The organism is Pseudomonas sp. VEM90, from assembly GCF_054611535.1.
Map to the genome: position 1 here is coordinate 74,335 of NZ_JBTRAR010000021.1, position 20,459 is coordinate 94,793.

Consider the following 20,459-nt stretch of genomic DNA (forward strand, 5'->3'; position numbering starts at 1 on the left):
ACACCCTTTGCGATCAGGCCGCTTTTCCCCCCTTGGCTTCAGGCGACATTTACTTATAGTATTGCGCCTTTCCCTATTTCGTCCGCCCCGTGCGGCTTACGCCGCAGGTCACTCCCGTTGTCAAAAAAACCATACGGTCGACCTGCATACCGTTGCAGATAAGGTAGTCAATCATGAACGCTAGGCACTTTCTCTCCCTGCTGGACTTCACCTCCGACGAATTGCTCGGGGTGATCCGCCGCGGCATCGAGCTGAAGGACCTGCGTAAGCGAGGCGTGCTGTTCGAACCGCTGAAGAACCGTGTACTGGGCATGATCTTCGAGAAGTCCTCGACCCGTACCCGTGTGTCCTTCGAGGCCGGCATGATCCAGCTCGGCGGCCAGGCCATCTTCCTGTCGCCTCGCGACACACAACTGGGCCGCGGCGAGCCGATTGGTGACAGCGCCATCGTGCTGTCGAGCATGGTTGATGTGGTGATGATCCGTACCCACGCCCACAGCACCCTGACCGAGTTCGCCGCCAAGTCGCGCGTGCCAGTGATCAACGGCCTGTCCGACGAATCGCACCCGTGCCAACTGCTGGCCGACATGCAGACCTTTGTTGAACACCGCGGCTCGATTCAAGGCAAGACCGTGACCTGGATCGGCGATGGCTTCAACATGTGCAACTCCTACATCGAAGCCGCCAGGCAGTTCGATTTCAAGTTGCGCATCGCTTGCCCCGAAGGCTATGAGCCGGATCAACGTTTCATGGCACTGGGCGGTGACCGCGTGCAGATCATCCGTGATGCCAGGGAAGCCGTGCGTGATGCACACCTGGTGGTCACCGATGTCTGGACTTCCATGGGTCAGGAGGAGGAAACTGCACGGCGCCTGGCGCATTTCGCGCCTTACCAGGTCACCCGCGAACTGCTCGACCTGGCGGCACCCGATGTCCTCTTCATGCACTGCCTGCCCGCCCACCGTGGCGAGGAAATCAGCCAGGACCTGCTCGACGACCCACGTTCGGTCGCCTGGGACGAGGCTGAAAACCGCCTGCATGCACAGAAGGCGCTTCTCGAATTCCTTGTAGAACCGGCTTACCACCACGCATGAGTCAACCCCTACTGCTCAACCTGCGCAACCTCGCCTGCGGCTATGGCGACCAGCGCATCGTCCAGAACCTCAACCTGCACCTGAACGCAGGCGACATCGGTTGCCTGCTGGGTTCATCCGGTTGTGGCAAGACCACCACCCTGCGCGCCATCGCCGGTTTCGAGCCGGTGCACGAAGGCGAGATCCACTTGGCCGGCGAGGTCATTTCCCGGGCCGGCTTCACCCTGGCCCCGGAAAAGCGCCGCATCGGCATGGTATTTCAGGACTACGCGCTGTTCCCGCACCTGACCGTGGCGCAGAACATTGCCTTTGGTATCGCCAAACACCCACGCCAGGCCGCCGTCATCGAAGAGATGCTGGAACTGGTCAAACTCGGCGGACTGGGCGGGCGTTACCCCCATGAGCTGTCTGGCGGCCAGCAGCAACGTGTCGCCCTGGCCCGGGCGCTGGCACCCGAGCCGCAACTGCTGCTGCTTGACGAGCCGTTCTCCAACCTCGACGTGGAGCTGCGCCGGCGCCTGAGCCATGAGGTTCGCGACATTCTCAAAAGCCGCGGTACCAGCGCCATTCTGGTCACCCATGACCAGGAAGAGGCCTTTGCCGTCAGCGACCAGGTTGGCGTCTTCAAGGAAGGTCGTCTGGAACAGTGGGACACGCCCTACAACCTTTACCACGAACCGCAGACGCCATTCGTGGCGAGTTTCATCGGCCAGGGATACTTCATCCGTGGGCAAATGAGCAGCCACGAGGCGGTCAATACCGAAGTGGGTGAACTGCGCGGTAACCGCGCCTACATCATGGCGCCGGGCAGCTCGGTGGATGTACTGCTGCGCCCGGATGATATCGTGCATGCGCCAGGCAGCGCGCTACTGGCGAACATCATTGGCAAGAGCTTCCTCGGCGCATCGACGCTCTACCGCTTGCAGTTGCCCACCGGTAGCCAGCTGGAAGCAATCTTCCCTAGCCATAACGACCACGAGGTCGGTGAGAACGTGGAGATTGCAGTGAAGGCTGATCACCTCGTGCTATTCCCGGTACCGGGTAGCGTTGCGGCACAGTTGCCACGCCAGGAGAATGGCGTGCGTCGTTACAGTTCGGCGACTTGACTTCAGCGCCATGGGGCCGCTTGGCGGCCCCATGCTCTCAGCCTCGACCGATCCCGGCAAACGTGCCCTGCGTATGCTCCGCCAGCACCGCCGCTGCCAACTCCACTTCCAGGCCACGCCTACCGGCGCTGACATGGATAGTTGCAAAACTCTGCGCCGAGTCATCGATAAAGGTTCGCAGGCGCTTCTTCTGCCCCAGCGGGCTGATGCCACCCACCAGGTAACCGGTCGCCCGCTGCGCCGCCGCCGGGTCGGCCATCTCGCACTTCTTCACCCCGGCAGCATGGGCCAGGGCCTTGAGGTCCAGGGTGCCCACCACAGGCACAACCGCTACCAGCAATTCCCCTTTCTCGCTGCTTGCCAGCAATGTCTTGAACACCTGCTGCGGGTCGAGCCCGAGCTTTTCCGCCGCCTCCAGGCCATACGACGCCGATTTCGGGTCATGTTCATAGCTGTGCACGCGATGCTCGGCACGGTGCTTCTTCAACAGGTCTAGGGCGGGGGTCATGCAAGGGCTCCAGTCAGGGATGACTCGGCGGCTACTTTAGGACAATTCCTACATCCCAGCCAGCGGACAGCAATAGCGCACCTCTAGTACGAGGATCCGCAGCTGATTCTAGCGGCCATATCGTGACTGACCGTTCACTTTCGACCTTTGACATCAGCGTTTCTTGTCTATATTTTTTCGTTTCTGAATAAGCGATGCACATTTAAGGTGCATTTCCTACATCACCCGGGGTCAATGGGGATAGACACCGGGTTTTGCTGTCGAGCGCCACGCGCCTCACAACAAAAAAAACGAGGTCATACATGACGACTGCTCTGCGCCAACCCACACTGTCCAGCCAATGCCTGGCCGAATTTCTCGGCACCGCCCTGCTCATCTTCTTCGGTACCGGCTGCGTCGCCGCCCTCAAGGTCGCGGGCGCCAGCTTCGGGCTTTGGGAAATCAGCATCATATGGGGCGTGGGCGTCAGCATGGCCATCTACCTCACCGCCGGTATTTCCGGTGCGCACCTGAACCCAGCCGTGAGTATCGCCCTCACACTGTTCGCAGGGTTCGACAAGCGCAAGCTGCCCTTCTACATGCTGGCCCAGGTATGCGGCGCATTCTGTGGCGCCGCACTGGTCTACACGCTGTACAGCAACCTGTTCTTCGATTTCGAACAAGCCCACGCCATGCTGCGCGGTAGCGAAGGCAGCCTGGAGCTGGCCTCGGTGTTCTCCACCTACCCGCACCCGTCGCTGTCCACCAGCCAGGCATTTCTGGTCGAAGTGGTGATCACTGCCATCCTGATGGCCGTGATCATGGCCTTGACCGACGACAACAACGGCCTGCCGCGCGGCGCCATGGCCCCGCTGCTGATCGGCCTGCTGATTGCGGTGATTGGCAGCGCCATGGGCCCATTGACGGGGTTTGCGATGAACCCGGCCCGTGATTTCGGGCCAAAACTCATGACATTCCTGGCCGGTTGGGGCGAAATCGCCTTCACTGGCGGGCGGGATATTCCTTATTTCCTGGTTCCGGTATTTGCACCGATCCTGGGCGCCTGTCTGGGTGCAGCTGGCTATCGCGGCCTTATTGCACGCAACCTGCCATTAGCGCCCGCCGCGATCCCTGAGACAAATGACATTCGCCAGGGCGATACTCAAGCCAATTGATGCTGCCACCACGCACAGCCCTGACCCTCTATTCTTGCAAGGCCTACGACCATGACAGACACCCAGGATAAGAACTACATCATCGCCCTGGACCAGGGCACCACCAGTTCGCGGGCGATCATTTTCGACCGTGACGCCAATGTTGTGGGTACCTCCCAGCGCGAGTTCGCACAGCATTACCCGCAGGCGGGCTGGGTCGAGCATGACCCGATGGAGATTTTCGCCACACAAAGCGCGACCATGGTCGAGGCTCTGGCCCAGGCAGGTATCAGCCACGCCCAGGTCGCCGCGCTGGGTATTACCAACCAGCGCGAAACCACTGTGGTGTGGGACAAGGAAACAGGGCGCCCGGTGTACAACGCCATTGTCTGGCAGTGCCGCCGCAGCACCGAGATCTGTGCCCAGCTCAAGCGTGACGGCCATGAAGACTACATTCGTGAAACCACCGGCCTGGTCACCGACCCGTATTTCTCCGGCACCAAGCTGAAGTGGATCCTCGACAATGTCGACGGCGCCCGTGAACGCGCCGAGCGTGGCGAACTGCTGTTCGGCACCATCGACACCTGGCTGATCTGGAAATTTACCGGCGGCAAGGTGCATGTCACCGACTACACCAACGCCTCGCGCACGCTGATGTTCAACATCCACAGCCTGCAGTGGGACGACAAGCTGCTGGAAATCCTGGGCATCCCGCGGCAAATGCTGCCTGAGGTGCGCCCCTCTTCGGAAGTGTACGGCCACACCAAGAGCGGCATTGCCATTGCCGGTATCGCCGGCGACCAGCAATCGGCACTGTTCGGCCAGATGTGCGTGGAGCCGGGCCAGGCCAAGAATACCTACGGCACCGGCTGCTTCCTGTTGATGAACACGGGCGACCAGGCGGTGAAGTCATCCCACGGCCTGCTCACTACCATTGCCTGCGGCCCGCGTGGTGAGGTGGCCTATGCACTGGAAGGCGCGGTATTCAATGGTGGCTCTACCGTGCAATGGCTGCGTGACGAACTGAAGATCGTCAACGATGCCCTGGATACCGAGTACTTCGCCAGCAAGGTCAAGGACAGCAACGGCGTGTATCTGGTGCCAGCCTTTACCGGCCTGGGTGCCCCGTACTGGGACCCGTATGCCCGTGGTGCGCTGTTCGGCCTGACACGTGGCGTGAAGGTGGACCACATCATCCGCGCCGCATTGGAGTCCATCGCCTATCAGACCCGCGATGTCCTCGACGCCATGCAGCAGGACTGCGGCCAGCGCTTGTCCGAGCTGCGCGTGGACGGCGGTGCAGTGGCCAACAATTTCCTCATGCAGTTCCAGGCCGACATCCTCGGCACCTGCGTGGAGCGGCCACAGATGCGCGAAACCACGGCACTGGGCGCCGCCTATCTGGCAGGCCTGGCCTGTGGCTTCTGGAGCGGCCTGGACGAGCTGCGCGACAAGGCGATCATCGAGCGCGAGTTCAGCCCGCAGCTGGATGAAACGCAGAAAGAAAAGCTGTATGCCGGCTGGAAGAAGGCAGTCGAGCGTACCCGTGACTGGGAAGATCACGAGGCATAATACCTGTTGGGGCCGCCATGCGGCCCCAAACGTCCACTGGCCGTCATCCCTTTCCTACGGCATCATTGCAGAATTTGTCCGGCAGCCCCAAAGGACCGCCCATGAATCTGCCCCCCCGCCAACAACAAATCCTCGAACTGGTGCGCGAACGCGGCTATGTCAGTATCGAGGAAATGGCGCAGCTATTCGTTGTCACTCCCCAGACCATCCGGCGCGACATCAACCAGCTTGCCGAGCTCAACCTGCTGCGCCGTTACCACGGCGGTGCGGCTTACGATTCGAGCATCGAAAATACCGCCTACGCCATGCGTGCCGACCAGATGCGCGACGAAAAACAGCGCATTGCCGACGCCGTGGCCCGGCAGATTCCCGACCATGCCTCGCTGTTCATCAACATCGGCACCACCACCGAGTCGATTGCACGGGCGCTGCTCAACCACAGCCACCTGAAAGTCATCACCAACAACTTGCATGTGGCTGCGATCCTGGCCGCCAAGGACGATTTCGAAGTGCTGGTGGCGGGTGGCACGGTGCGCCGAGATGGTGGTGTAGTCGGCCAGGCCAGTGTCGATTTCATCAACCAGTTCAAAGTCGACTTCGCTCTGGTGGGCATCAGCGGTATCGACGAGGATGGCAGCCTGCTCGATTTCGACTATCAGGAAGTGCGCGTGTCGCAAGCCATCATTGCCAATGCCCGACAAGTGATTCTCGCGGCTGACTCCAGCAAGTTCGGGCGCAATGCCATGGTACGTCTGGGCTCAATCGACCTGGTCGACTGCCTGGTGACCGACCAGGCTCCTACCCCACCCCTTACCCAATTGTTGAACCAGAACAAGATCAGGCTTGAGGTGGTTTAAGGCTTGTGGGCGCATGCCGCCAGGTTCGTGGCGGCTGTGAAACCAGGCGCCGTCCGCGCGGCGCATCGCCAGCGAAGCTAACGCCTGCATCTGTTTCGGGCCAGTTATTCCTGAGGCAGAGGCGCGCCCCAACCAGAACCCAAGCCGTATCCTCCTGAATTTTCACAAATGTTCACTTTATTGTCATTTGATCAGTCTTTTCTATAAAAACTGGCTAGCGACCGGCTTTCTATTGCGCTAGTATTTTCGAAAGCGAACATTAATGTTCATATTCGATATGAACAGCACCAGGAGGCCTTGCCCGTGTCCCAGCCAGTTTCGTCCCAGCCCCCAACAGCCGACTGCTATGATATTGCCGTAATCGGCGGTGGCATCAATGGCGTGGGCATAGCTGCCGACGCCGCTGGTCGCGGCTTGAAGGTCTTCCTTTGCGAAAAGGACGACCTGGCCCAACACACGTCGTCAGCCAGCAGCAAACTGATTCACGGTGGCTTGCGCTACCTGGAGCACTACGAATTTCGCCTCGTACGCGAGGCCCTGGCTGAACGCGAAGTGCTGCTGGCCAAGGCGCCGCACATCGTCAAACCTATGCGCTTCGTGCTTCCGCACCGCCCGCACCTGCGCCCTGCCTGGATGATCCGCGCCGGCCTGTTCCTCTACGACCACCTGGGCAAGCGCAAGCGCCTGGGCGCCTCGCGTAGCCTGCGCTTCGGCCCGGGCTACCCGCTGAAGCCAGCAATCACCCGCGGCTTCGAATACGCCGACTGCGCTGTCGATGACGCTCGCCTGGTGGTACTCAACGCCATGGCGGCCCGTGAGCTAGGCGCACATATCCACACCCGCACCCGCTGCTTGCGCGCCGAACGTGTAGAGGGCTTGTGGCAGGTAGAACTGCAGCACGCCGATGGCACCCTCCAGACGATCCATGCCCGCGCACTGGTCAACGCCGCCGGCCCGTGGGTGGCCAGCTTCATCAAGGACGACCTCAAGCTCGAGGCGCCTTACGGCATCCGCCTGATCCAGGGCAGCCACATAATCGTGCCGCGCCTGTATGAAGGCGAACATGCCTACATTCTGCAGAACGAAGACCAGCGCATCGTCTTCTGCATCCCGTACCTGGACCGCTTTACCCTGATCGGCACCACTGACCGGGAATACAGCGGCGACCCGGCCATGGTCGCCATTACCGAGCAGGAAACACATTACCTGTTGAAGGTGGTCAACGAGCACTTCAACCATCAACTGAGCCCAGCCGACATCCTGCATACCTACTCCGGCGTTCGGCCATTGTGCAACGATGAGTCGGACAACCCTTCGGCGGTGACCCGGGACTACACACTCGCGCTTTCGGCAGAGGAAGGCCAGGCACCGCTGCTGTCAGTGTTCGGCGGCAAGCTCACCACCTACCGCAAGCTGGCCGAATCGGCCATGGTTGAACTCAAGCCCTTCTTCACCCAGATGCGCGGCGCCTGGACTGCCAGTGCGCCACTGCCGGGCGCAGAGGGCATGACAACGGTACAGGCGCTGATCGATGCCGTGCTGGCACGTTGCGGCTGGTTGCCTGTTGACCTGGCCAAACGCTGGGTGCTCACCTACGGCAGCCGCGTGTGGCGGCTGCTCGATGGCGTTCACGGCCCCGAGGACCTCGGGCAGGCTATCGGGGCCGGGCTGTTCACCCGCGAGGTGGACTACCTGCTGGAGGAGGAATGGGCAGAGCAAACCGCTGACATTATCTGGCGTCGCACCAAGCTGGGCCTGTCGCTGACCGCGCAGGAGCAGAGGGCTCTGGAGGCGTATCTGCAGCAAGCCCGCAAGGTGCGCGCGAATAGTCGCGCAGCCTGATATCGACGGTGAAGCCCTCTTGACTCATCAAGGGGGCGTATTCGCCCAGCGCTCATAGGCTTCACGGGCCAAACGCGCCAGCAGCGCCCGCTCGCTGCGATCGTAATCAGTCTTCAGTGCTTCACAGCGTTGCAGAAACTCGTTTTCGCTAATCACTTGCTCATCTACCTGAGCCTGTAGGGCCTCCATGCGCTGGTGCAGTGGCTGTACCAGTTCTTCAAATCGCTGCGCATGAAACTCTCGCGCGTATTGCTCCCAGAAAGGCCGCTGTGCCAACGAGGCTATCAGGGCATCCGTCGACTCATTTTGCAAAACCGCGTCCTGGACTCGCAGCACGTCGCTGGTGGTTACGTTTGCAAAACCCGGGTAATGCATTTCGTCGAGCTCGATCGGCAAGCCCAAGGGACGCGCAAGCCGCTGTCGGTAAAAAAGCCGTGTCTCGATTTCATCGATATGTGGAGCGTGCTCGGCATGCATGCGTTGCACGTGCAACGTCGCGTGACGGTCGACCTCGTCCAGGCGAAACAAACCACGCGCCAGGCTTAACAAACGAGCTTCCATCCGACTGCCATGAGCATCTTCGACGGCGCGCAGCACCAGAACCCCAAGTTCCATCTGCTCCAGCAACAGCAGCAGGCGGTCTTCACAACTGCGCCGGCCAGATGCCTCGAGAAACAACTGATGACGCAACTGCTCGTGCTGCTCACACGTTTCCAGAATCCGCCAGATACGGCTGCGGTAATGCCCTGGATGTTGTTCAAAGTCCTCGCCGTGGACGAAGTCTGCCAGAAAGCGAAACATTCCATCTGACTGCGGTTCCTCAAGCAGCGCTGTCCATATGGCCTGCTGGCGATCACGCTCGGCGTCGGCTGTACTGTTGGCCCAGGTGTTGAAAAGATCACTGTCAATGGCGCGATGGCGTGCGGACGCAGACCCCCACTGCCCCGGGGTTACACCTCGAGCCTCATCGAGCAGCAATGCGTCAGCTTCGCCTATTGGATTATCGTGCAAGGACAACTGGTGCACCTGCAGGCGCAGCTGCTGCACCTCTCGGCGCAGTGTGCGGATGTTGTTGTTACGCAAGTCTATGTGGGCACGAAATGAAATCCGCTCAGGCAACGCCTCAAGGCCAGCAGAGCGCAGGTTGACTTCACGCAAATTGCCCAGGCGCGTCAGTACCGGCGCCCTTCCCAGCGGGTTGTGGCTGAGGTCGAGGTACCGCAGCGCGCTCATTCCGGCAAGACGCAACTCACCGGCCTCATCCATGATCACGCTGTTGCGGCGCAGGTTTAGCTGCCGCAGGCGGGGCATATGTTCAATGCCGTGAGGGATCGCAGTCAGGCGATTGCCGGACAGGTCGAGCTCAATCAGGTTGGGAAAACGTCGAAGAAAGTCCCCATTGATTTCACCAAGGCGCAGGTCACTGAGGATCAGCCGTCGCACATGATCAAAGCGCACGCCCTCCGGTAATTCGGGCAGACTACCGATACGCTCTCCGCTGATGATCAGCGCGTAGTCCCCGGCCTCGTCGGTTATCTTGCGCCGCCAGCTTCGCCTTACGGCAGTAGCAACACGGCGGCGGCGTAGCGCGTCCAGTGGGTTACTGGCATCCCTGCGCCACTGGCGCAGGCTCTGACGCAGAAGCGTCAACTGCCCCGTGAGCTGGCTGTAGTGCTCCCACAACCCTACTCGCCGCTCCATGAGGTCAAGCAGATAGGCTTGTAGCTCCCCGTCTGTCATTGTCGGAAACACTTGGTGAATACCACGCCCTATGGCACGCCGACTGCTCTCCCCTCGCCCACTCAAGGCATACCCGATACGCCCATCCCCCAACCGGGTCGGGGGTCGCAGGCCAACGCCCATACGGGGCATGCCACAGAGCTCAGCCGCTTGGGTACGATCACCGGCAGCGGCCTCGATCAGCAACGAGCCCAAGGCGCCTGGACTGACAGCAGCATCGCCGAGATCGGCTGTGTGCGTCTCGTCCAGCGCAGACAGCAGTGCCGCCAGGTAGGGGCCGGATGCGCCTTGACCGGCATAGCGGTAGCCGTCGCCGCGGCGCACGATACAGCGTACATCCTGCGCAGATTCAGCGCCGATACCGGCCAGATACCGCCCACTCGGGCTACCTTCGCGCAGTTCGATGCGCAGGGCGTCCGGCCATTTCAGCTGACGCTTGAGCAAGCCCAAAGCCAGACGTTCGGTGTCGGGATTGACGCAACGCGGCAGGCGCAACCCCGCACAGGCCCTGTCCAGACGGCTTTCGCGCAGTGACCATCGTGCGCGCTCGGCCACTGCCAAAGGGATCCGCTGCGCGGCGCTGAGCATATCGAGCTGCGCACCGCTGCATTGCTGAAGCAGCTCACGCGTACAACGAGCCGACAGGCCCGGGAAAGTGCGCTGCAATATCCGCTCGATGCCATTGGGCTGCACTTGCCGGGCAGCAACGTACTGCGCCAGTTGCGGCGCGCTGAAATCCGGGTGTAATGCATGTGCCTGATAAAGCTCCAGGGCATCGAGCAATCGTGCAGGTGCACCCATGTGTTCGACGTGCAAACGGCGAATCTGCGCCTCACTCAGCCCTGTCACCTGGAGCAGATAGTCGCATGTCGCTTCCGGTAGCTCTGCCAGGGGCGTACTCAGGCGGCGTACCAGATTGGCCCGCCCTTCCCAGTATTGGGGAGCTTCGAGTTCATGGCGCCAGCCACCGGCGCCATTCTGCTCGATCACCGGCCGGTAGGCGCTGGGACGACCAGGGTGCAGGATCCTGGCGCGACCATCCTGCGGGTCCTCCATCACCCGATAGCGGCCGCTATCGAGGTGCCATAACCATTCCTGTGCGCCGACACCACGCAAAGGTTGGGCATCGTAACCCGGTAGATCCATGGCCATGAGCTTGACCTTGCCTGCGGAGGTGCACACCGGTGCCAAGTCATCCACAAAGGCCAGACGCTCAAGGGCACGCACGGCCACTTGGCTGCCGGCTGCGATCATCCCGCCGACCACCACGTTTTCGGCAACGTTGAACAGGTGGTTCAACGCCCCTTCGCGATCACCTATGCGCCAATCTGCATATCCTTCATAAACCTCGTCAGCGATCTGAACCGCGTTTGCCACCAGCAGCACCTCGCCAAGTACCGGCACGAAGGCCCCCGCCACGCTCAGCAAATTCATACCCAGCTCTTTGTAGCCCTGCATGCGCGCTTCGCGGTCTTCGTCATCTTCGACATCGGTGGGCACCGCGAGCACCTTGGCGTCATCCTTGATCTTGGCGAGGTATTGCCGGCGCAGGTGTACGAACGGCGCGTCAGCGATCGGTGCAGAACGGGCGTCGAGTTCCACCCCGGCTGTCGATGCCTGCGCGACCCGTTCGTTCAATACCCGATAGAAATTGATGCGCTCACGCTCGGTAATGAAGCGCGCGAAAAAGCGCCGATAGGCCGGCGCACGGAAGCGCTTACCGAGGTACTTGTCGAGTGCATCCCAGCTGGCATGACGGGAGACGGGCTGATGAGGGTCATCGGGTATCCAGAGCACCACCGACGCCACTGCGCCATCAGCTGAGGGACGCACTTCCAGCGCCAGCACGCCTTGAACCGGGCGGCCCAGCAGGTACAACTGCCGGGGGACCACAGTGCCAACCAGCGCAGGCACCACCGGTTTTTCGGCAATATGTGGCAACAGAAGAAAATACGTGCGTTCGTCAATGTCCTGTTTCAACGCAGCGATCCGCATCGCCACCTCGAAATGGGCCTTGAAACTCGCTTCGAACAGCCCGTGCAAGCGGGAAATGGCCTGGCCCGGTTCATCCTCCAGGCCGTCTTCAGGCTGCAGATGGTGCGTGAGCAACGCTTGGTACTTGCCACCTGCATCGACCTCGCGACACGCGGAGGCAAACGCGTGGAAGCTCATCGGCAGGCGGTTACCATTGCCATCGACCAGTTCCCCTCTGCGCATCAGCCCGGGGCGTGTCTCCCTGCGATGATAGTTATGCAGCGCCGCCTCCAGCAACGACCGCCTGGAGCGGCGAACATAGGTAGGCCGCAGCAGCGCAGGCGAAGCACTGGGCAGCAACAGACGCTGCGAGACCCGTACCTTCCAGCCCGTCACGTCCGGGTTGCTGAGGCCGCTCTTGCGCAGTTTCGTTTTGAGCAACTCTGCTGCGTAGGCCTGCAAAGAAGGGATGGCCTGGAGGATCGGGCCAAGCCGCGCATTGCAGTGCGCCTGGCGACGCAGGGCATTACGTAACGCATCGAGCCTTTCCGGTTGCACGTGGTCGACTAGCCATCCAGGCAAGTTTTGGGCAATCAGGTTATCGATGGAATCGTTCGGGGGCTGGTGCGGTGACATCTGTGAAGCTCTCCAGACAAAGAGGAGAGCACACTACGTCTGCGCCCTTGCCGCGCACTGCATAGTTACCACAAGCGATACCGGGACGCGCGGCAGCCCATGCGCTCGGATAACGTTCGGATTACCGAACGAGTAAGCCCTGTTTATTCGGCCTGACGAACCCCAGAGAGAGGTCGAGACTGTCAAGCACGAGCAATACCAGTGGTTTAAGGTCGACAGCAGGGCTTGGCACGAGTCATGCTCTACACTTGGTAGCCGAATGCACCCGCTTCTTGCTGTATTCGTTGAACGAAGAGTCCGCCAACGGCTCCATAAAAAAAACAAACACGTCGAGGAAAATTTGATGCGTATCGTTCGTCAATTGCTGGGCGCAGCCATCGCGGCTGCAGTCATCGCTTCGCCGGCCATGGCCGAGGAGCTCACCGGCACCCTGAAGAAGATCAAGGAATCGGGCACCATCACGCTGGGGCACCGCGACTCCTCCATTCCATTTTCCTACCTGGCCGGCAAACCCGAGCCCGTCGGTTATTCGCATGACATCCAGCTGGCTGTCGTCGACGCGCTGAAGAAGCAACTGGGCACGGACATCAAGGTCCGCTACAACCTGGTCACCTCGCAAACCCGTATTCCGCTGGTGCAGAACGGCACCGTCGACCTGGAGTGCGGCTCCACCACCAACAACGTCGAGCGCCAACAACAGGTCGGCTTCTCGGTCGGCATCTTCGAAGTCGGTACCCGCCTGTTGACCAAGGTCAAGGACGGTCAACCTGCATACAAAGACTTCCCGGACCTGGCCGGCAAGAACGTGGTGACCACCGCCGGTACCACCTCCGAGCGCATCCTCAAGGCGATGAACGCCGACAAGCAGATGAAGATGAACGTGATTTCCGCCAAGGACCACGGTGAAGCCTTCAACATGCTCGAAAGCGGCCGCGCCGTGGCCTTCATGATGGATGACGCCCTGCTCGCCGGTGAAATGGCCAAGGCGCGCAAGCCAAAAGACTGGGTCATCACCGGTACGCCACAGTCGTATGAAATCTACGGCTGCATGGTGCGCAAGGAAGACGCTGCGTTCAAGAAAGCGGTCGACGACGCCATCGTTGCCTACTTCAAGTCGGGCGAAGTCAACAAGAGCTATGACAAGTGGTTCATGCAGCCGATCCCGCCTAAAGGTCTGAACCTCAACTTCGAGATGAGCGAAGAGCTGAAAAAACTGATCGCCGAGCCGACCGACAAGGCCGCGGACGAGAAGAAGTCCTGATCCTCAGCAAATAGTGGCCTGGTGCTCACAAGCACGAATCAATTCTGCAGGCCACTCATTAGTGTCTAACCTTTCATCCGAGGGCGCCTTGCGCCCCCGGATGCTCGAAGGTGCCCGTGAAACAACCGTCTGAGGGGAAATCCCGATGAATTACAACTGGGACTGGGGCGTGTTCTTCAAGTCCACCGGCGTGGGCAGCGAAACCTATCTGGACTGGTACTTCACCGGCCTGGGCTGGACCATCGCCATCGCCATCACCGCCTGGATCATCGCGCTGCTGCTGGGGTCACTCCTCGGCGTCATGCGTACCGTGCCGAACCGCCTGGTATCGGGTATCGCCACCGCCTACGTGGAACTGTTCCGCAACGTGCCACTGCTGGTGCAACTGTTCATCTGGTACTTCCTGGTACCGGACCTGCTGCCAGAAGGCTTGCAGGAATGGTTCAAGCAGGACCTCAACCCGACCACTTCGGCGCTGATCAGCGTGGTCATCTGCCTGGGCCTGTTCACCGCCGCACGCGTCTGTGAGCAAGTACGTACCGGTATCCAGGCGCTGCCCAAGGGCCAGGAAGCTGCCGCCCGTGCCATGGGCTTCAGCCTCCCGCAGATCTACAACAATGTGCTGCTGCCGCAGGCCTACCGGATCATCATTCCGCCGCTCACCTCCGAGTTCCTCAACGTGTTCAAGAACTCCTCGGTGGCGTCGCTGATCGGCCTGATGGAGCTGCTGGCGCAGACCAAACAGACCGCTGAGTTTTCCGCCAATCTGTTCGAGGCGTTCACCCTGGCCACGCTGATCTACTTCACCCTGAACATGGGCCTGATGCTGCTCATGCGCATGATCGAGAAGAAAGTCGCCGTGCCTGGCCTGATCTCCGTGGGGGGCAAGTAAATGGAAATGGATTTCAGCGAAATCATCCCCGCCCTGCCTGCCCTCTGGGACGGCATGGTCATGACCCTCAAACTGATGGTCATGGGTGTCATCGGCGGTATCGTGCTGGGCACCATCCTGGCCCTGATGCGCCTGTCGTCGAGCAAACTGCTGTCGAACCTGGCCGGTGCCTACGTCAACTACTTCCGCTCGATCCCGCTGCTGCTGGTGATCACCTGGTTCTACCTGGCGGTGCCGTTCGTGCTGCGCTGGATCACCGGCGAAGATACCCCGGTGGGTGCCTTCACCTCCTGCGTGGTCGCCTTCATGATGTTCGAGGCCGCGTACTTCTGCGAAATCGTCCGCGCCGGCGTGCAGTCGATCTCCAAGGGCCAGATGGGCGCCGCACAAGCACTGGGCATGAACTACGCGCAGACCATGCGCCTGATCATCCTGCCCCAGGCCTTCCGCAAGATGACCCCGCTGCTGCTGCAGCAGAGCATCATCCTGTTCCAGGACACCTCGCTGGTGTACACCGTGGGCCTGGTCGACTTCCTCAACTCGGCTCGCTCCAACGGCGACATCATCGGGCGCTCCCATGAGTTCCTGATCTTCGCCGGCGTTGTCTACTTCATCATCAGCTTCACCGCTTCGTGGCTGGTCAAGCGCCTGCAAAAAAGGATCACCGTATGATTTCCATCAAGAACGTCAACAAGTGGTACGGCGACTTCCAGGTACTGACCGATTGCAGCACCGAGGTCAAGAAAGGTGAGGTAGTGGTGGTCTGTGGCCCGTCGGGCTCGGGCAAGTCCACCCTGATCAAGTGCGTCAATGCACTGGAGCCGTTCCAGAAGGGCGACATCGTGGTCGATGGCACCTCGATTGCCGACCCGAAGACCAACCTGCCCAAGCTGCGCTCGCGAGTGGGCATGGTGTTCCAGCACTTCGAGCTGTTTCCGCACCTGACCATCACCGAGAACCTGACCATTGCCCAGCGCAAGGTCCTGGGCCGCAGCGAGGCAGAAGCCACCAAGAAAGGCCTGGCCCTGCTTGACCGTGTAGGCCTCAGTGCCCATGCCAAGAAACACCCTGGCCAGCTCTCTGGTGGCCAGCAGCAGCGCGTGGCAATCGCCCGCGCCCTGGCGATGGACCCGATCGTCATGCTGTTCGACGAACCCACCTCGGCACTGGACCCGGAAATGGTCAGCGAGGTACTGGACGTGATGGTGCAACTGGCCCACGAAGGCATGACCATGATGTGCGTAACCCACGAAATGGGCTTTGCCCGCAAAGTCGCCAACCGGGTCATCTTCATGGACAAGGGCAGTATCATCGAAGACTGCACCAAGGAAGAGTTCTTCGGTGACCAGAGCGCCCGCGACCAGCGCACCCAGCACTTCCTCAGCAAGATCCTGCAGCACTGACCCGGCCACAGCTTCCGCTGCCAGGGACCACCAGGCAGCGGAAGCTGGTCGTTACAAGGCCACTGTGATGAAATGCGACCCCTCGCTACTTCGCCCTGCCAAGCCTGCCGTGAATTCCCGCCTGATCCGTCAATTGCTGTTACCGCCGCTGATCATCCTGCTGATGGTCGGCCTGGGAATGGCTGGCTACCTGATCAGCGAGAGCAACGGCATCCGCACCCTCAGCGAAAACGGTGAACGCCAGCTGGAGCTGCACGCACGCACGGTCGAAAGCGAAATCAGCAAGTACACCTACTTGCCGAGCCTGCTGGAGCTGGAAGACAGCGTCTCGCACCTGCTGACCGACCCGGACGGCGGCTCACGCCAGACGGTCAATGAATACCTTGAAGGCCTGAATCGTCGCAGTCGTAGTCGGGCCATCTTCGTCCTCGACACCAATGGCCGGGTGCAGGCCACCAGCAACTGGCGCGATGCCGACTCGTTCCTGGGTGAAGACCTGTCGTTCCGCGCCTACTTCCAGACTGCCGTGCGCGGCGAACCCGGGCGTTTCTACGGCATCGGCAGTACCACGGGCGAGGCCGGCTATTACCTGGCCCATGGGCTTGAGGAGCACGGCAAGATCATAGGCGTTGCGGTGATCAAGGTGCGCCTGGACACCCTCGAGGAGCGCTGGCAGCGTGCCCGCCTGGAGGCGTTCGTCAGCGACGAGAATGGCATCATCATCCTCTCCAGCGACCCGGCCCGGCGCCTTAAATCGGTGCGCCCGCTGACCCCGCAAATCAAGGAGCGCCTGGCGCGAAGCCTGCAGTACTACTGGTGGCCGCTGAACGAATTGCAGCCTCTGGCCCGGGAGACCCTGGCCGATGGCGTGGAAAAACTGACCTTCCCGGCCAACACCGAAACCGCTCATGGCAAGCCGCACGAAGTGGCCTACCTGGCGCAAACCAGGCGCCTGGTCGACACGCCCTGGCATTTCACCCTGCTGACCCCCCTGCAGGACCTGCGTCGCGAGTCCATGGTGCAGGGCATTCTGGTGGGCGTGGCCTTTGCCTTGCTGGCGATCCTCGGCATTGCCTGGAACGAGCGGCGCAAAGTGATCGCCACCCGCCTGGCGGCCCGCGAAGCCCTTGAAGAAGCCAACAGCCAGCTGGAGCGGCGGATTGCCGAACGCACCGCCGACCTGCGCGCCAGCAACGAACGCCTGAAGGGCCAGATTCGCGAGCGCCGGCACGCCGAGCAGACCTTGCGCCACGCCCAGGATGAGCTGGTGCAGGCGGGCAAGCTGGCCGCCATCGGGCAGATGTCCACCAGCATTGCCCACGAGCTGAACCAGCCACTGGCTGCGCTGCGCACCTTGTCTGGTAATACTGTGCGTTTCCTTGAGCGCGGGGCGCTGGAAACCGCCAGTACCAACCTGCGCACCATGAATGACCTGATCGACCGTATGGGCCGCATCACCGCCAGCCTGCGCTCGTTCGCCCGGCGCGGCGATGACAGCGGCCAGGCTTCACTGGCCAAGGCGGTAGAGGCCACCCTGCAGGTGCTGGCCAACCGCATCAGTGCCTGTCACTTGAAATTGCACCACCAGTTCGAGGACCAGCAACTGGCCATCGACCAGACCCGCCTGGAGCAGATTCTGGTCAACCTGATCGGGAATGCCCTTGACGCCATGGCCGCGCAACCGCAGCCTGAGCTGTGGCTGGAAGGCGAGTTGCAGGGCGACAAGTACCGTTTGCAGGTGCGCGACAACGGCCATGGTATCGACGCCGAGGCGCGCAAGCACCTGTTCGAACCCTTCTTTACCACCAAACCGGGCGAGCATGGCCTGGGCCTGGGCCTGACCCTGTCGGCGAGCCTTGCCGCCGCCGCCAAGGGAAGCCTCAACGTCGAGCATCCCGCCACCGGCGGCACGGCCTTCGTCCTGGCCCTGCCTCTGGTTTTCCCCCCTAGCGAATCGGCAGAGCATCCATGAACCAAGCGCCTCTTACCGTCCTGATCGTCGAAGACGACCCGCATGTGCTGCTCGGCTGCCAGCAGGCGCTGGCCCTGGAGGATATCGCCTGCGAGGGCGTAGGCAGTGCCGAACAGGCGCTGGAACGCATCGGCGACGACTTCGCCGGCATTGTCGTCAGCGATATCCGCCTGCCGGGTATTGATGGCCTGGAGCTGCTCAATCGCCTCAAGGCCCGTGACCGCAGCCTGCCGGTGGTGCTGATCACTGGCCATGGCGATATCGACATGGCCGTTGGCGCCATGCGTAACGGCGCCTACGACTTCATGGAAAAACCGTTCTCCCCCGAGCGCCTGGTCGACGTGGTACGCCGCGCGCTGGAACAGCGCGGGCTGTCACGCGAAGTGGTGGCCCTGCGCCGCCAGCTGGCCGAACAGAGCAGCCTGGAGGGGCGCATCATTGGTCGCTCACCGGCCATGGAGCACTTGCGCGAACTGATCGCCAACGTCGCCGACACCTCAGCCAACGTGCTGATCGAAGGTGAGACCGGCACCGGCAAAGAACTGGTCGCGCGCTGCCTGCATGACTTCAGCCGCCGTCAGGGCCACCCATTCGTGGCGCTGAACTGCGGAGGCCTGCCGGAAAACCTGTTTGAAAGCGAGATATTCGGCCACGAGGCCAACGCCTTCACCGGTGCCGGCAAACGCCGTATCGGCAAGATCGAGCACGCCAATGGCGGCACGCTGTTCCTCGATGAAGTGGAGAGCATGCCGATCAACCTGCAGATCAAGCTGCTGCGCGTACTGCAGGAGCGCACCCTGGAGCGACTGGGCTCGAACCAGAGCATCCCGGTGGATTGTCGGGTGATCGCCGCGACAAAGGCTGACCTCGATGCGTTGGGCCAGAGCGGCCAGTTCCGTAGCGACCTGTATTACCGGCTGAACGTGGTCACCCTGGAGCTGCCGCCGCTGCGTGAGCGCCGTGAAGACATCCTGCAGTTGTTCGAGCATTTCCTGCAGCAGTCGGCCCTGCGCTTCGACCGGGAAACACCGACACTGGACAGCCAGACCCTGTCACGCCTGATGGCCCATGACTGGCCGGGCAACGTGCGCGAGTTGCGCAACGTGGCCGAACGCTATGCCCTCGGCCTGCCAGCGTTCAAGAAAGGCCCCAGCGGTGGTGCCAATCAAGGCCTGCTTTTTGCCGAGGCGGTGGAAGCATTCGAACGCAACCTGCTCACTGATGCCCTGCAACGCACCGGCGGCAACCTGAGCCAGGCCAGCCAGGAACTGGGCATGGCCAAGACCACGCTGTTCGACAAAGTGAAAAAATACGGCCTCGGCTGACTTGAACCCGAACTGGAAAGCCTGAGATCGGTGCAGCACCGGTGGGAGCGGGCAAGCCCGCGAAGCAGCCAGCGCGGATTTCAGAGCCCTGCGATGTGCGTGACCGCTTGCCTATGCGCCTGCAAATAAGGCAACACCGCCCCCAGCAGCGGCGCCTTGAACGGCTCCTGGAACCGATGCGCCAGCCCCGGGATCAAGCGCAACTGGCTGCCCTGGATATGCGCCGCCAGGTGCACGCCATGCATCACCGGCAATAACGGGTCAGCCGTACCGTGTACCACCAGGGTCGGCACTCGCAACTGGTTGAGCAACTCCACGCGACTCGGCTCGGCCAGTATCGCCATGATCTGGCGCTTGGCCCCGTCAGGGTTGAACGCCCGGTCATAGGCCTGCGCCGCCTGTTGCAGCAACACGTCACGGTCGTCGTGTACTTCCGGGCTGCCCAAGGCCGCCAGCAGGTCGGCCTGCTGCTCGATAGCCACTTCGCGGTTCGGTGCGCTGCGCCGGGCCAGCAGCTGCACCAACGCCGGGTCCGGTGCCGGCAGCCCCGCCGCCCCTGAACTGGACATGACCAGCGTCAGGCTGCGAACACGCTCGGGCGCCATCGCCGCCAGATGCTGGGCAATCATGCCGCCCATGCTTACCCCCAAGACATGAAACTGGCGCACGCCCAACGCGTCCATCAGGCGCACGCCGTCATCTGCCATATCAGTCAGCGTATAGGGCGCCGACACTGGCAGGCCCAGCTTGTAACGCAACAGCTCAAGCGTCAGGTTGGCGTGCGGTGGCACCTGGTTCCAGCGTGACAGGCCGACATCGCGGTTGTCATAGCGGATCACCCGAAAACCCTGGCGGCACAATGCCTCGACCACGTCGTCCGGCCAATGAATCAGCTGCCCGCCCAGGCCCATGACCAGCAGCAAGGCCGGGTCGCGTGGCGCACCGACGCTCTGGTACACCAGGCTGACGGCCCCCAGTTCGGCACGCTGCACCGGCACATGGGCGTCACAGCGCTGTTCGGCGAAACTCGCAGGTGCGCTGAACAGGAAGAAAAGAAAAAGCCAAAAAGCCCGCATGAAAGAAACACCAGAATGCAGATCCCCAGTAGAGCGCGAGTCTGATGAATTCTGTTCGGGCGCGCTGC

The 20,459-nt window shown here is 61.6% G+C and carries 15 protein-coding genes; 12 read left to right on the forward strand and 3 right to left on the reverse strand.

The window, feature by feature from the left end:
* Positions 1 to 173: 173 nt before the first annotated feature.
* Positions 174 to 1,094: an ornithine carbamoyltransferase gene (gene argF, locus ACYCCG_RS19525; protein WP_176683653.1), complete on the forward strand. Its 921-nt coding sequence runs from the start codon at positions 174 to 176 to the stop codon at positions 1,092 to 1,094.
* The gene (locus tag ACYCCG_RS19530) at positions 1,091 to 2,200 is read left to right on the forward strand and encodes an ABC transporter ATP-binding protein (RefSeq protein ID WP_209967717.1); all 1,110 of its coding nucleotides are present in this window, start codon (positions 1,091 to 1,093) and stop codon (positions 2,198 to 2,200) included. The genes argF and ACYCCG_RS19530 overlap by 4 nt, the downstream gene beginning before the upstream one ends.
* Before the next feature lie 37 nt (positions 2,201 to 2,237).
* Here the strand turns inward: ACYCCG_RS19530 and ybaK are convergent, their stop codons facing one another.
* Entirely contained in the window at positions 2,238 to 2,708 is a 471-nt protein-coding gene (gene ybaK / locus ACYCCG_RS19535) for a Cys-tRNA(Pro) deacylase (RefSeq protein ID WP_176683655.1), read from the reverse strand.
* 302 nt (positions 2,709 to 3,010) lie between these two features.
* Here ybaK and ACYCCG_RS19540 point away from each other — a divergent pair, with 302 nt between their 5' ends.
* The 4 genes from ACYCCG_RS19540 (at position 3,011) to glpD (ending at position 8,112) form a co-directional block, all read left to right on the forward strand.
* Positions 3,011 to 3,862 carry an MIP/aquaporin family protein gene (locus ACYCCG_RS19540; protein ID WP_176683656.1) on the forward strand — a complete coding sequence of 284 codons (852 nt, stop codon included), beginning with the start codon at positions 3,011 to 3,013 and terminating at the stop codon, positions 3,860 to 3,862.
* A gap of 51 nt (positions 3,863 to 3,913) precedes the next feature.
* Positions 3,914 to 5,413, forward strand: coding sequence for a glycerol kinase GlpK (gene glpK, locus ACYCCG_RS19545; RefSeq protein WP_060495345.1), 1,500 nt, complete (start codon positions 3,914 to 3,916; stop codon positions 5,411 to 5,413).
* 101 nt (positions 5,414 to 5,514) lie between these two features.
* Positions 5,515 to 6,270, forward strand: a complete 756-nt coding sequence (gene glpR / locus ACYCCG_RS19550) for a DNA-binding transcriptional repressor GlpR (protein ID WP_176683657.1) — start codon at positions 5,515 to 5,517, stop codon at positions 6,268 to 6,270.
* A gap of 303 nt (positions 6,271 to 6,573) precedes the next feature.
* Positions 6,574 to 8,112: a glycerol-3-phosphate dehydrogenase gene (gene glpD / locus ACYCCG_RS19555; RefSeq protein WP_209967720.1), complete on the forward strand. Its 1,539-nt coding sequence runs from the start codon at positions 6,574 to 6,576 to the stop codon at positions 8,110 to 8,112.
* 27 nt (positions 8,113 to 8,139) lie between these two features.
* On the opposite strand, the gene ACYCCG_RS19560 is transcribed toward glpD, so the two are convergent.
* Positions 8,140 to 12,462 carry an NEL-type E3 ubiquitin ligase domain-containing protein gene (locus tag ACYCCG_RS19560; RefSeq protein WP_459671538.1) on the reverse strand — a complete coding sequence of 1,441 codons (4,323 nt, stop codon included), beginning with the start codon at positions 12,460 to 12,462 and terminating at the stop codon, positions 8,140 to 8,142.
* A gap of 343 nt (positions 12,463 to 12,805) precedes the next feature.
* On the opposite strand from ACYCCG_RS19560, the gene ACYCCG_RS19565 reads away from it, so the two are divergent.
* From ACYCCG_RS19565 to aauR, 6 genes are all read left to right on the forward strand, one after another.
* On the forward strand, positions 12,806 to 13,723 hold the full coding sequence (locus tag ACYCCG_RS19565) for a glutamate/aspartate ABC transporter substrate-binding protein (RefSeq protein WP_209967724.1): 918 nt from the start codon (positions 12,806 to 12,808) through the stop codon (positions 13,721 to 13,723).
* Positions 13,724 to 13,868: 145 nt separating this feature from the next.
* Complete coding sequence (locus tag ACYCCG_RS19570; protein ID WP_209967726.1) at positions 13,869 to 14,615, forward strand: amino acid ABC transporter permease; 747 nt, start codon at positions 13,869 to 13,871, stop codon at positions 14,613 to 14,615.
* Positions 14,616 to 15,287 (forward strand): amino acid ABC transporter permease, encoded by a 672-nt coding sequence (locus ACYCCG_RS19575; RefSeq protein ID WP_176683662.1) that lies wholly within the window; start codon positions 14,616 to 14,618, stop codon positions 15,285 to 15,287.
* Positions 15,284 to 16,018, forward strand: a complete 735-nt coding sequence (locus tag ACYCCG_RS19580) for an amino acid ABC transporter ATP-binding protein (RefSeq protein WP_012273899.1) — start codon at positions 15,284 to 15,286, stop codon at positions 16,016 to 16,018. The genes ACYCCG_RS19575 and ACYCCG_RS19580 overlap by 4 nt, the downstream gene beginning before the upstream one ends.
* Before the next feature lie 67 nt (positions 16,019 to 16,085).
* Positions 16,086 to 17,990, forward strand: coding sequence for a two-component sensor histidine kinase AauS (gene aauS, locus ACYCCG_RS19585; protein WP_459671539.1), 1,905 nt, complete (start codon positions 16,086 to 16,088; stop codon positions 17,988 to 17,990).
* Positions 17,987 to 19,315, forward strand: a complete 1,329-nt coding sequence (gene aauR / locus ACYCCG_RS19590; protein WP_339443739.1) for a two-component response regulator AauR — start codon at positions 17,987 to 17,989, stop codon at positions 19,313 to 19,315. The genes aauS and aauR overlap by 4 nt, the downstream gene beginning before the upstream one ends.
* Before the next feature lie 80 nt (positions 19,316 to 19,395).
* Here the strand turns inward: aauR and ACYCCG_RS19595 are convergent, their stop codons facing one another.
* Complete coding sequence (locus tag ACYCCG_RS19595) at positions 19,396 to 20,391, reverse strand: alpha/beta fold hydrolase (RefSeq protein ID WP_176683664.1); 996 nt, start codon at positions 20,389 to 20,391, stop codon at positions 19,396 to 19,398.
* Between the last annotated feature and the right edge of the window lie 68 nt (positions 20,392 to 20,459).

Coding starts and splice junctions, on each gene's coding strand:
- ACYCCG_RS19575 (WP_176683662.1), top strand. CDS start 14,616: ATGGAAATGGATTTCAGCGAAATCATCCCCGCCCTGCCTGCCCTCTGG.
- aauR (WP_339443739.1), top strand. CDS start 17,987: ATGAACCAAGCGCCTCTTACCGTCCTGATCGTCGAAGACGACCCGCAT.
- glpK (WP_060495345.1), top strand. CDS start 3,914: ATGACAGACACCCAGGATAAGAACTACATCATCGCCCTGGACCAGGGC.
- ACYCCG_RS19530 (WP_209967717.1), top strand. CDS start 1,091: ATGAGTCAACCCCTACTGCTCAACCTGCGCAACCTCGCCTGCGGCTAT.
- glpR (WP_176683657.1), top strand. CDS start 5,515: ATGAATCTGCCCCCCCGCCAACAACAAATCCTCGAACTGGTGCGCGAA.
- ybaK (WP_176683655.1), bottom strand. CDS start 2,708: ATGACCCCCGCCCTAGACCTGTTGAAGAAGCACCGTGCCGAGCATCGC.
- ACYCCG_RS19560 (WP_459671538.1), bottom strand. CDS start 12,462: ATGTCACCGCACCAGCCCCCGAACGATTCCATCGATAACCTGATTGCC.
- aauS (WP_459671539.1), top strand. CDS start 16,086: ATGAAATGCGACCCCTCGCTACTTCGCCCTGCCAAGCCTGCCGTGAAT.
- argF (WP_176683653.1), top strand. CDS start 174: ATGAACGCTAGGCACTTTCTCTCCCTGCTGGACTTCACCTCCGACGAA.
- ACYCCG_RS19570 (WP_209967726.1), top strand. CDS start 13,869: ATGAATTACAACTGGGACTGGGGCGTGTTCTTCAAGTCCACCGGCGTG.
- ACYCCG_RS19580 (WP_012273899.1), top strand. CDS start 15,284: ATGATTTCCATCAAGAACGTCAACAAGTGGTACGGCGACTTCCAGGTA.
- ACYCCG_RS19565 (WP_209967724.1), top strand. CDS start 12,806: ATGCGTATCGTTCGTCAATTGCTGGGCGCAGCCATCGCGGCTGCAGTC.
- ACYCCG_RS19540 (WP_176683656.1), top strand. CDS start 3,011: ATGACGACTGCTCTGCGCCAACCCACACTGTCCAGCCAATGCCTGGCC.
- ACYCCG_RS19595 (WP_176683664.1), bottom strand. CDS start 20,391: ATGCGGGCTTTTTGGCTTTTTCTTTTCTTCCTGTTCAGCGCACCTGCG.